8 protein-coding genes are annotated in these 11728 nt (G+C 72.5%); 6 read left to right on the top strand and 2 right to left on the bottom strand.

Features of this window, described 5'->3' with window-relative positions:
• Window positions 1-394: Rv3235 family protein (locus tag EAO77_RS03895; RefSeq protein WP_187283108.1), on the bottom strand; the 394-nt coding region annotated here is incomplete at its 3' end.
• Between the two features lie 271 nt (window positions 395-665).
• Here EAO77_RS03895 and EAO77_RS03890 point away from each other — a divergent pair.
• Together EAO77_RS03890 and EAO77_RS03885 are read left to right on the top strand one after the other, a co-directional pair.
• On the top strand, window positions 666-1172 hold the full coding sequence (locus EAO77_RS03890; protein ID WP_147986715.1) for a DUF6912 family protein: 507 nt from the start codon (window positions 666-668) through the stop codon (window positions 1170-1172).
• Between the two features lie 64 nt (window positions 1173-1236).
• Entirely contained in the window at window positions 1237-1908 is a 672-nt protein-coding gene (locus EAO77_RS03885) for an HAD family hydrolase (protein WP_147986714.1), read from the top strand.
• Between the two features lie 67 nt (window positions 1909-1975).
• On the opposite strand, the gene EAO77_RS03880 is transcribed toward EAO77_RS03885, so the two are convergent.
• The gene (locus EAO77_RS03880) at window positions 1976-2542 is read right to left on the bottom strand and encodes a DJ-1/PfpI family protein (RefSeq protein WP_147986713.1); all 567 of its coding nucleotides are present in this window, start codon (window positions 2540-2542) and stop codon (window positions 1976-1978) included.
• Window positions 2543-2939: 397 nt separating this feature from the next.
• Between EAO77_RS03880 and EAO77_RS03875 the strand changes: the two genes are divergently transcribed.
• From EAO77_RS03875 to EAO77_RS03860, 4 genes are all read left to right on the top strand, one after another.
• A complete protein-coding gene (locus tag EAO77_RS03875; RefSeq protein ID WP_147986712.1) occupies window positions 2940-7874 on the top strand; it encodes an NAD-glutamate dehydrogenase in 4935 nt (1644 codons plus the stop codon).
• A gap of 380 nt (window positions 7875-8254) precedes the next feature.
• Window positions 8255-9520, top strand: coding sequence for a glycosyltransferase 87 family protein (locus EAO77_RS03870; RefSeq protein WP_147986711.1), 1266 nt, complete (start codon window positions 8255-8257; stop codon window positions 9518-9520).
• A gap of 149 nt (window positions 9521-9669) precedes the next feature.
• Entirely contained in the window at window positions 9670-11244 is a 1575-nt protein-coding gene (locus tag EAO77_RS03865) for a bifunctional glycosyltransferase/class I SAM-dependent methyltransferase (protein ID WP_147988929.1), read from the top strand.
• A 100-nt stretch (window positions 11245-11344) separates the two neighbouring features.
• Window positions 11345-11719, top strand: a complete 375-nt coding sequence (locus EAO77_RS03860; protein WP_261993789.1) for an EamA family transporter — start codon at window positions 11345-11347, stop codon at window positions 11717-11719.
• Window positions 11720-11728: the final 9 nt, after the last annotated feature.

The following is an 11728-nucleotide window of genomic DNA, read 5'->3' as shown; positions in this document are numbered from 1 at the left end:
CGGCGGCGCAGCGCCAGCGGTGGTCGGGGCCCTGTTCGAGGCGGAAGGCCATGGCGGCGACGCGTTCGCCGGAGCCGATGCGGGCGAAGGCCTCGATCACACCGGGGCCCGGGTGGAACTCGCCGCAGTGGCGGACGACGGGCGTCACCTGGTCCGCCGGGCGCAGCGGCGCCCCCGGGGCCAGACGGACCAGTTGTTCGTAGGCCTCGCCGATGGTGTGGCCGAGCATCCAGTGCACGGGCCGCCGGCCGCTGAGCACCGCCAGCAGGCGGTCGGCGAACCAGTAGTGCGGTTTGTGCTGCCTGCCGCGGGCCCGGGTCAGCGCTGCCGCGGCCGCTGCCGCCGGCCTGCGCTGGTCGTGCCGTCCTGCGGGCCTGGTCCTGTCCATGCGCATCGCCCCGATGTGCCGGTCCCGGGCTGGGTACCGGGAAGTAGCTTCGACGGGGAACTTCTATGGCGTGCGCCGCCGTGCCGCAACGTGCGGCGAAGGGCCCGGGGCCCCGCGGTGGATGTCACCTATCAGGGTGATCCGGCCCATGGGGCGCCCGGGAAGGAGCGGGGCGCCGATCGCACGGGGTGGACGCGGCGAAGCCGGGGACGGGCACCTCGATCGGGGACGCCGCACGTATCCTGAGGGCGCATTTCCGACTACGAAAGCGGCCCGCATGCGCGTCTACGTCCCCCTGACCCTTCCCGGTCTCGCAGAGGCGCACGAGGCGGGCGAGCTGGGCCCCGGCCCGCTGACCGCCTACGCGGTCACCCCGGGGCTGCGCGAGTGGTACGTCTCCGACGACATCGAGGAGCTGGAGTACGCCGCGCTGAACCGTGCGGCGGCCGCCTCGCTGCGCCTGCTCGCCCGGGCCGTCGACGCCCCGCGCCGGCGGGTGGTCGTCGCCGTCGACGTGCCCGACCAGGACGCGGTGGCCGACCCCGACGAGGTGCTCGACGCGAGCGCGCTCGGTGAGGTCCGGATCGCCCGGGCGGTCCCGCTGACCCGGGCGGCGGCCGTCCACGCGGACGCCGACGACGCCGTGGACGACGTGTCCGCCGCCGTCGACGCGCTGGGCGCGGCCGACCACGGCGACGACGACGCGCAGTTCGTCGTGGACGGGGCGGAGGACCACGAGCTGCTCTGGTTCGGCGTGCAGGAGATCCCCGCCATCGTCGGCTGACCCGGGCACCGGTCCACCCCCGGGCCGGTCCGGCTGTCGCACCCTGCCGGTACCGTTTGTCGGCATGGGGAAGACGGGGAATCACGGCGCCCACCTGGTCTGGGACTGGAACGGCACACTGCTCGACGACATCACGGCGGTCATCGGGGCCACCAACGCGGCCTTCGCCGAGGCGGGTGTCGCGCCGCTCACGATCGAGCGCTACCGCGACCTCTACTGCGTGCCGATCCCGCTCTTCTACGAGCGCCTGATGGGCCGGCGTCCCAGCGACGCGGAGTGGGAGGTCATGGACGCCGCCTTCCACCGCTACTACACCGAGCGCCGTACGGGCTGCGGTCTGACCGCCGGTGTGGAGGAGCTGCTGCGCGACTGGCAGCTGGCGGGGCGGAGCCAGTCGCTGCTGAGCATGTACGGGCACGAGGAGCTGGTGCCCGTCGTGCGCGGTTACGGCATAGAGAGCCGCTTCCTGCGGGTCGACGGACGCACCGGGCCCTCCGGCGGGTCCAAGGCCCGCCACATGGAACGCCACCTCGCGGCCCTGGAGGGTGCCGACCCGCGGCGCACGGTGGTGATCGGCGACGCGGTCGACGACGCGGTGGCGGCCGCCCACGTCGGCGCCCACGCGGTCCTCTACACGGGCGGATCCCACAGCAGGGCCAGTCTGGAGGCGGTCGGCGTGCCGGTCGTCGACACCCTGGCCGACGCGGTGCAGGAGGCGCTGAGGCTCGCGTCCTGAGCCCGCGCCGGCGAGAGCGGGCCCGCCGCCCCCGCTGCGTGGCGGCGGACGGGCCACGGGACGGCGCTCAGGACGGCGGGGCGGTCTCCCGCAGCACCTCGATGAAGGCGCGCATCCACGCCGGGTGGTCCGGCCAGGCGCGTGAGGACACGAGGATGCCGTCGACCACGGCCTCCGCGTCCTGGAAGGTGGCCCCCGCCGCCTGCATGTCGGGTTCCAGTGCCGGGTACGCGGTGACCCTGCGACCCTCCAGCCCGCCGATGGCGGCGGTCAGCAGCGGCCCGTGGCAGATCTGGGCGACCGGCTTGTCGGCGTCGAAGAACGCCTTGAGGATCTTGCGCAGCTCGCCGTCGTTGCGCAGATACTCGGGAGCGCGGCCGCCGGGGATGACGACGGCGGCGTAGTCCCCCGGGTCCACCTCGGAGAAGGCCAGGTCGGCGGGCCAGGTGTAGCCCGGCTTCTCGGTGTAGGTGTCGAAGCCCGGCTCGAAGTCGTGCACGACGAAGCGGAGCTTCTTGCGGCTGGGGGCCGCGATGTGCACCTCGTAGCCCTCCTCCACCAGTCGCTGGTAGGGATAGAGGACTTCGAGGGACTCCGCGGCGTCCCCGGTGACGATCAGGATCTTCGTGGTCATGGCTGCTCCCGGTGGTTGGTTGCCATGAGGGCCTGTGTCGCTGTCCAGAGTGTCAAACTTCGGGCCCCTCTTTTGTACACATACGGCTCATGACGGCCCGGGGGTGAGGGGCGATAGCCTGGGGGCGTGATCAGCGCGATACGCCGTGGGGGCAGCGAAGCCCCCGGCGGCCACCGCCCAGCCACGGCTGGGGGAACGCGCCCGGAGCGCCACAGCGTCCGGGCGGTGCCTGATCGTCTTCCCTGTCCGGCCCTTCCGCCTGAATCGGCTCGAAAGCGCCCGGACATCTCTCATCGCGGCATAACGTCGACAGCGACCGGACACCCCGCGTCGTGGCGTTGCGTCGCAGCATCTTTCACCTACGTCACGCAACGGCGCGCGACAGGAGCCAGAGGACATGCAGACCAAGCTGGACGAAGCCAAGGCCGAGCTGCTCGCACGGGCCGCCCGGGTAGCTGAGAACAGCCCGCTCGGGGGAAACCTTCCGACCGGGGCCGAGCAGGGGAAGCGTCCCGACCGGGACCTTCTGCTCACGTACCTCCAGCGCTACTACCTGCACACCGCTCCCGAGGACCTCACGGACCGCGACCCGGTCGATGTCTTCGGCGCGGCGCTCTCCCACTACCGGCTCGCCGAGAACCGCCCGCAGGGCACGGCGAACGTGCGGGTCCACACGCCGACCGTCGAGGAGAACGGCTGGACGTGCAGCCACTCCGTCGTCGAGGTGGTCACCGACGACATGCCCTTCCTGGTGGACTCGGTCACCAACGAGCTCTCGCGCCAGGGCCGCGGCATCCATGTGGTGATCCACCCGCAGGTCGTCGTCCGCCGTGACGTCACCGGCCGGCTGATCGAGGTGCTGCCGGAAGGCACCGGTCTCACCAAGCTGCCGCACGACGCGCTCGTCGAGTCCTGGATCCATGTCGAGATCGACCGCGAGACCGACCGCGCCGACCTCAAGCAGATCACCGCCGACCTGCTGCGCGTGCTCTCCGACGTCCGCGAGGCCGTCGAGGACTGGGAGAAGATGCGCGACTCCGCGCTGCGCATCGCCGACGGCCTGTCCGACGAGCCGACCGCCGACGACCTGCCCGCGCAGGAGGTCGAGGAGGCCCGCGAGCTGCTGCGCTGGCTCGCCGCCGACCACTTCACCTTCCTCGGCTACCGCGAGTACGAGCTCACCGAGAACGACGCGCTCGCCGCGGTCGCCGGCACCGGGCTCGGGATACTGCGCTCGGACCCGCAGCACTCGGCCGACGAGGACCACCCGGTCAGCCCGTCGTTCAGCCGGCTGCCCGCCGACGCGCGCGCCAAGGCGCGTGAGCACAAGCTGCTCGTGCTCACCAAGGCCAACAGCCGGGCGACCGTGCACCGCCCGAGCTACCTGGACTACATCGGCGTCAAGAAGTTCGACACCGAGGGCAACGTGATCGGGGAGCGCCGCTTCCTCGGGCTCTTCTCGTCCGCCGCGTACACCGAGTCGGTGCGCCGGGTGCCGGTGATCCGCCGCAAGGTCGCCGAGGTCCTCCAGGGCGCAGGCTTCTCGCCGAACAGCCACGACGGCCGGGACCTGCTCCAGATCCTGGAGACGTACCCCCGTGACGAGCTGTTCCAGACGCCCGCCGACCAGCTGCGCTCCATCGTCACCAGCGTGCTCTACCTCCAGGAGCGCCGCCGGCTGCGGCTCTACCTGCGCCAGGACGAGTACGGGCGCTACTACTCCGCGCTGATCTACCTGCCCCGGGACCGGTACACCACCGGGGTGCGGCTGCGCATGATCGACATCCTCAAGGAGGAGCTCGGCGGCACCAGCGTCGACTTCACCGCGTGGAACACCGAGTCGATCCTGTCCCGGCTCCACTTCGTCGTCCGGGTGCCCACGGGCACCGAGCTGCCCGATCTCACCGACGCCGACGCCGACCGCGTCGAGGCCCGGCTGGTCGAGGCCGCCCGCTCCTGGGCGGACGGCTTCGGCGAGGCGCTCAACGCCGAGTTCGGCGAGGAGCGCGCCGCGGAGCTGCTGCGCCGCTACCAGAACGCCTTCACCGAGGGCTACAAGGCCGACCACTCGCCGCGTTCCGCCGTGGCCGACCTGGTGCGCCTGGAGCAGCTGACCCACTCCGACAAGGAGTTCCAGCTCTCCCTCTACGAGCCGGTCGGCGCGGCGCCCGGTGAGCGGCGCTTCAAGATCTACCGGACCGGGGAGCAGGTCTCCCTCTCCGCCGTGCTGCCGGTGCTCCAGCGCCTCGGCTGCGAGGTCGTCGACGAGCGTCCGTACGAGCTGCGCTGCGCGGACAGCGCCCCCGCCTGGATCTACGACTTCGGTCTGCGGATGCCGCTGGCCGGGGGCAACGGCGACTATCTCGCCGACGACGCCCGTGAGCGCTTCCAGGACGCCTTCGCCGCGGTGTGGACCGGCCAGGCCGAGAACGACGGCTTCAACTCGCTGGTCCTCGGCGCCGGGCTGGACTGGCGCGAGGCCATGGTGCTGCGCGCGTACGCCAAGTACCTGCGGCAGGCAGGGTCGACTTTCAGCCAGGACTACATGGAGGACACCCTCCGCAACAACGTCCACACCACCCGGCTGCTGGTCTCCCTCTTCGAGGCCCGGATGTCGCCGGACCGGCAGCGGGCCGGCACCGAGCTGATCGACGGTCTGCTCGAAGAGCTGGACGGCGCGCTCGACCAGGTCGCCTCGCTGGACGAGGACCGCATCCTGCGCTCGTTCCTCACCGTCATCAAGGCGACGCTGCGCACCAACTTCTTCCAGACCACCAAGGACGGCGGTCTGCACGGCTACGTGTCGATGAAGTTCGACCCGCAGGCCATCCCCGACCTGCCCGCCCCGCGTCCCGCCTTCGAGATCTGGGTGTACTCGCCGCGGGTCGAGGGCGTGCACCTGCGCTTCGGCAAGGTCGCGCGCGGCGGTCTGCGCTGGTCCGACCGGCGCGAGGACTTCCGCACCGAGATCCTCGGCCTGGTCAAGGCACAGATGGTGAAGAACACCGTCATCGTGCCGGTCGGCGCCAAGGGCGGCTTCGTCGCCAAGCAGCTCCCCGACCCGTCCGTCGACCGTGACGCCTGGCTCGCCGAGGGCATCGCCTGCTACCGCACCTTCATCTCGGCGCTGCTCGACATCACCGACAACATGGTCGCGGGCGAGGTCGTCCCGCCGGAGCGGGTGGTCCGCCACGACGAGGACGACACCTACCTGGTGGTCGCGGCCGACAAGGGCACCGCGTCCTTCTCGGACATCGCCAACGAGGTCGCCGTCGCGTACGACTTCTGGCTCGGCGACGCCTTCGCGTCCGGTGGGTCGGCAGGCTACGACCACAAGGGCATGGGCATCACCGCCCGCGGTGCGTGGGAGTCCGTGAAGCGGCACTTCCGCGAGCTCGGGCACGACACCCAGAGCGAGGACTTCACGGTCGTCGGTGTCGGCGACATGTCCGGTGACGTGTTCGGCAACGGCATGCTGCTCAGCGAGCACATCCGGCTGGTCGCGGCCTTCGACCACCGGCACATCTTCGTCGACCCGACCCCCGACGCGGCGACCTCCTACGCCGAACGCCGGCGCCTGTTCGAACTGCCGCGCTCCTCGTGGGCGGACTACGACACCGGGCTGATCTCCCAGGGCGGTGGCGTCTTCCCGCGCAGCGCCAAGTCGATCCCGGTCGGCTCCGCGATGCGCACGGCCCTCGGCATCGAGGCGGGCGTCACCAAGATGACCCCGGCCGAACTGATGCAGGCCATCCTCAAGGCGCCCGTCGACCTGCTGTGGAACGGCGGCATCGGCACCTATGTGAAGTCGGCGGCCGAGACCCACGCCGACGTCGGCGACAAGGCGAACGACGCCATCCGCGTCAACGGCGAGGACCTGCGGGTCCGCGTCGTCGGCGAGGGCGGCAACCTGGGCTGCACCCAGCTCGGGCGCATCGAGTTCGACCGCAACGGCGGGAAGATCAACACCGACGCGATCGACAACAGTGCCGGTGTGGACACCTCCGACCACGAGGTCAACATCAAGATCCTGCTCAACGGGCTGGTCGCCGAGGGCGACATGACCGTCAAGCAGCGCAACAAGCTGCTGGCAGAGATGACCGACGAGGTCGGCTCCCTGGTGCTGCGCAACAACTACGCGCAGAACACCGCGCTCGCCAACGCCGTCGCGCAGTCGCCGTCCCTGCTCCACGCCCACCAGCGCTTCATGCGGCGTCTGGAGCGGGACGGGTACCTGGACCGGGCGCTGGAGTTCCTGCCCAGCGACCGGCAGATCCGCGAACTGCTCGGCGGCGGACGCGGACTGAGCCAGCCCGAGCTGGCCGTGCTGCTGGCGTACACCAAGATCACCGTGGCCCAGAACCTGATCGGCACGGACCTGCCGGACGACCCGTACCTGCGCCGGCTGCTCCACGCGTACTTCCCGAAGCCGTTGCGCGAGAAGTTCGCCGAGGCGATCGACGGACACGCGCTGCGCCGGGAGATCGTGACCACCGTCCTGGTCAACGACACGGTGAACACCGGCGGTTCGACCTTCCTGCACCGGCTGCGGGAGGAGACCGGGGCGTCGCTGGAGGAGATCGTGCGGGCGCAGACCGCGGCGCGCGAGATCTTCGGCCTGAGCGCGGTGTGGGACGCCGTCGAGGACCTGGACAACAAGGTCGACGCCGATGTCCAGACCCGGGTGCGCCTGCACTCGCGGCGGCTCGTCGAGCGCGGCACCCGCTGGCTGCTCGGCAACCGGCCGCAGCCCCTCGAACTGGCGCACACGATCGAGTTCTTCGCGGAGCGCGTGGAGCAGGTCTGGGCCTCGCTGCCGAAGATGCTGCGCGGCGCGGACCTGGAGTGGTACCAGGGCATCGTCGACGAGCTGACGTCGGCCGGGGTGCCGGAGGACCTGGCGCTGCGGGTCGCGGGCTTCTCGTCCGCCTTCCCGACGCTCGACATCGTGGCGATCGCGGACCGCACGGGGCAGGAGCCGCTGGCGGTGGCCGAGGTCTACTACGACTTGGCGGACCGGCTGTCCATCACCCAGCTGATGGACCGCATCATCGAGCTGCCGCGGGCCGACCGCTGGCAGTCGATGGCCCGCGCCTCGATCCGCGAGGACCTGTACGCGGCCCACGCCGCGCTGACGGCCGACGTGCTGTCGGTCGGCAACGGCTCGTCCACGCCGGGGGAGAGGTTCACGGCGTGGGAGCAGAAGAACGCGGCGCTGCTGGGGCGTGCGCGGACGACGCTGGACGAGATCCACGGGTCCGACACGTTCGACCTGGCGAACCTGTCGGTGGCCATGCGGACGATGCGCCAGCTGCTGAGGGCGCACAGCTGACCGGATGACGCCGGAGGGCGGGGCGGGGATGTCTTCCCGCTCCGCCCTCCGGCGTCTCCGGGTGCCCCGCGCCCCGGTTTCCTGCCGCCGGTCCCCGTGCCCGTGCGGGGGCGGTCAGGGGCGGAGGCGGAGCCAGGGGAAGGTCCGGGGATCGGTGGCGCGGGCGAGGGCGGTGATGGCGGCGGCGACGGGGCGGGGGAGCCAGGACCGCCCGGCCCGCCCGGCGCCACCGGACCCGGCCCGCCCGGGGCCGCCTCGGCCGTCCGGGTGATTCGCGTGCCGCCGGCCCGCCGGGAAACGCGGAGAAGTCACCGCCGAGGCCGTCCGGTGTGATTGTCGGTCCGCCTGATGGGCTGCGTCCGTTGCTACGTTCGGCCGCCATGGACCTGCGGACCGGGGCGGAATCGGCGGTGGAGACGGGAACGTCCGGCGTGCGACGGGCGAGAGCCGTCGTCCTCGCCGTCTCGGTGGCCGCCCTCGTCGCGAAGACCGTGATCGCGGCGGTGACCCGGGGCCCCGCCGACGTGCGGATCTTCGACGCCTTCGCCACCGCGATCGCCCAGGTCGGCCCGGTGCGGATCTACGAGCACCCGATGCCGCAGCAGCCGGTCTACAACCATCCGCCGCTCACCGGCTGGATGCTGCTGGGCTTCGACGAACTCCGGCAGCTCGGCATCCCCTTCGGCAGCCTGATCCGGGCTCCCGCCACCCTCGCGGACCTCGTCTGCGCGCTGCTGGTGCTGGAGATCCTGCGCCGCCGCAGGAGCCTGCGCACCGCCACCGCCTGCGCGGTCGGCTGCGCCCTCAGCCCGGTGCTCCTCGCGACCTCCGGGCACCACGGCAACACCGACTCCGTCGCCGTGATGTTCGCCGTGCTCGCCGCCCACCTGCTCGCCGACCGGCGGCGCCCGCTCGCCGCCGGCGTGGCCGCGGCCCTGGCCGTCGGGGTCAAGCTGATCCCCGTCGTCGCCGTCCCCGCGCTCCTGGTGGCCGCCGCGCGCGGCGGCCGCCCCGTCCTGGTGCGCTTCGCCGCGGGGCTGACCGCCGCCTCGGCGGTGGTGTGGGGCCCGGCCGTGGCCACCGTGCCCGAGGGGCTGTGGCGCAACGTCCTCGCCTACGAGGGCGGCAGCGCACGGCTGTGGGGCCTCGTGCGGTTCGCCGACTGGGCAGGGGCGTCGGAGGGGTTCACCGAGAGCCTGCACGGCGACTTCCCCCTGCTGTTCGTCGGCGTCTGCGCGGCGGCCGGGGCGTGGTGCGCCTGGGCGCGGCCCGCGTCCCCCGCGTACGCGGTGGCGCTGTCGACCACGCTGCTGCTCCTGCTGTCCACCGCGTCCGCCGTCCAGTACCTGGCCTGGCCGGTGGTGGGGCTCTTCCTGTTCGGGGTGGTGGAGGGCGCACTGTACTCCGCCGTCGCCGGTGCAGCGGCGGTCGTCGTCTACGCCGGTGCCAGTGCGGTCCGCTGGGACGACTGGGCGCTGCACCTCGCGGAGGCCGCCTGGCTGCTGCTCGCCGCCGGGATCGCGACGGGGCTGCGCCGTGTCCTCGCGGAACCGCCGCCGGGCGCGGACGCCGGACGGCAGGCCGCCGTGCCCCGGGCCGCGGCGGCGTCCGCCCCGGAGTCCGCGCCCGCTTCCCCCGTCCCCTGAGCCGGGGCCGCTCGCCCTCCCGGCGGGAGGCCGCAGTCCCCCCGCGGCGGATCCGTCCTCCGCGGCGCCACCGGGCCACCGTCCCGCCCGGCGCCACCGCACCGACCCGATCGCACCCGTCCCGACGAGGGAGAGTGGAGAACCCCGTGATGGAGAGCCACGCCGACAGCCCGCCCCAGGGCCGGCCCGCCCTGCCCGCCCAGGGGGCGGGGCCGCGGATCGGCATCCTCGTCGTGGCCTACAACGCCGAGGCGACCCTGGAGAAGACGCTCGACCGCATCCCGAGGGACTTCCGTTCCCGGGTCGCCGAGATCCTCATCCTCGACGACGCCAGCAGCGACGAGACGTTCACGGCCGGCTGCCGGTGGTCGCAGCTGGAGGGCATGCCGCCGACCGTCGTCATGCGGCACACCAAGAACCTCGGCTACGGCGGCAACCAGAAGGCGGGCTACGCCCTGGCCGCCGAGCGCGGCCTCGACATCGTCGTCCTGCTCCACGGCGACGGCCAGTACGCCCCCGAGCTGCTGCCCGAGATGGTCGCCCCCATCGAACGCGGCGAGTGCGAGGCGGTCTTCGGCTCCCGGATGAAGGACCCGGGCGGGGCGCTCAAGGGCGGCATGCCGCTCTACAAGTGGCTCGGCAACCGTGTCCTGACACGGGTGGAGAACGGGCTGCTCGGCTCGCGGCTGAGCGAGTTCCACTCGGGCTACCGGGCCTACAGCGTCGCCGCCCTGCGCCGGCTGCCGATCGACCGGAACACCGACGCCTTCGACTTCGACACCCAGATCATCGTCCAGCTGCTCGACGCGGGCATGCGGATCCGGGAGATCCCCGTCCCGACCTACTACGGCGACGAGATCTGCTACGTCAACGGTCTGCGGTACGCGAAGGACGTCGTCAAGGACGTCCTGGAGTACCGGCTGGCGCTCAAGGGCTTCGGCACCTGCCCGTGGATCCCCAAGCCCGTGGAGTACGCCTTCAAGGAGGGCGACGGTTCCTCGCACGCCGCCGTCCTGCGCATCATGCGCACCATGCCGCCCGGCCGGGTCCTGGACGTCGGCTGCTCCGGCGGGGAGTTCGCGGCCCGGCTGGAGGCGCTCGGGCACACCGTCACCGGGCTCGACCACGTCGAGGTCCCCGGAGTGCGGGACAGGTGCAGCCGGTTCGTCCTCGCGGACCTGGAGCAGGGCCTGCCGGCGGAGATCGGCGCCGACTACGACTACGTGGTGGCCGCCGACGTCATCGAGCACCTGTCCCGCCCGGAGGAGGTGCTGCGCGGCCTGCGGGGCGTGCTCGTCCCCGGCGGCCGGCTGCTGCTGTCCGTGCCGAACTTCAGCCACTGGTACGCGCGGATGCGGGTGGCCGTGGGCGCCTTCGGCTACGACCGGCGCGGCATCCTCGACGAGACGCATCTGCGCTTCTTCACCCGGGCCGGACTGCGCCGCACGATCCGCGCGGCCGGCTTCGACGAGCTGCGGCTGACCTCGACCGGCTCGCCGTTCTGGTCGGTCCTCGGCGCCGGCCCGGTCGCCGGGGGGCTGGGCGCGACCTCCCGGGTGCTGACGCGGGTCCGGCCGACCCTCTTCGGCTACCAGTACGTCGCGGTGCTCACCCCGCACGCGGCGCAGACGATCGTCGCGGGGGAGCACGTCGATGTCCAGGACATCCTCAACCGCCAGCACGTCCCCGCCGAGCGAGCCGGACGCGTGGGTGCGTCGACGTGAGACCGGGCCCGGCCCGCAGGAGCCGGGCCCGGTGCCCGGCACCGAGGGGCACGGCACGGCGGCCGCACCGCCCCCGCCGCCGCAGCACAGGAGGAAGACCGTGAGCCTGCCGAGCCTGGCGCTGCTGCTCTTCGCGGTGTTCTCGTCCGCGGCCGGGCAGATCATGCTCAAGCACGGGATGCGGTCCGCGTCCGCCGCGGCCCCGGACGGCGGCGTGCCGCTCGCGATGCGGGCCGCGACCACTCCGTGGGTCGTCCTCGGGCTGGCGGTCTTCGCCCTCTCGGCGGTGGCGTGGATGTCCACCCTGGCCCGGGTGCCGCTGAGCACGGCGTACCCGTTCAACGCCCTGGGCTACCTGCTGATCGTCGTCGCCGCCTCCACCGTCCTGCACGAGCGGACGTCCCTGTGGACCTGGGCCGGATCGCTGGTGGTGGTGGCCGGTCTGCTGATGGTGATGGCGGGCCGGCAGAGCTGAGCACGCACC

Source organism: Streptomyces sp. T39 (genome assembly GCF_008042045.1).
Classification (GTDB): Bacteria; Actinomycetota; Actinomycetes; order Streptomycetales; family Streptomycetaceae; genus Streptomyces.
The sequence above is the reverse complement of the archived record's forward strand: the minus strand, read 5'-3'. Positions and strand labels throughout refer to the sequence as shown.

What these genes read in the sequence shown, in the direction of transcription:
- EAO77_RS03890 (WP_147986715.1), top strand. Translation starts at nt 666, where the DNA reads ATGCGCGTCTACGTCCCCCTGACCCTTCCCGGTCTCGCAGAGGCGCAC.
- EAO77_RS03885 (WP_147986714.1), top strand. Translation starts at nt 1,237, where the DNA reads ATGGGGAAGACGGGGAATCACGGCGCCCACCTGGTCTGGGACTGGAAC.
- EAO77_RS03865 (WP_147988929.1), top strand. Translation starts at nt 9,670, where the DNA reads ATGGAGAGCCACGCCGACAGCCCGCCCCAGGGCCGGCCCGCCCTGCCC.
- EAO77_RS03880 (WP_147986713.1), bottom strand. Translation starts at nt 2,542, where the DNA reads ATGACCACGAAGATCCTGATCGTCACCGGGGACGCCGCGGAGTCCCTC.
- EAO77_RS03875 (WP_147986712.1), top strand. Translation starts at nt 2,940, where the DNA reads ATGCAGACCAAGCTGGACGAAGCCAAGGCCGAGCTGCTCGCACGGGCC.
- EAO77_RS03870 (WP_147986711.1), top strand. Translation starts at nt 8,255, where the DNA reads ATGGACCTGCGGACCGGGGCGGAATCGGCGGTGGAGACGGGAACGTCC.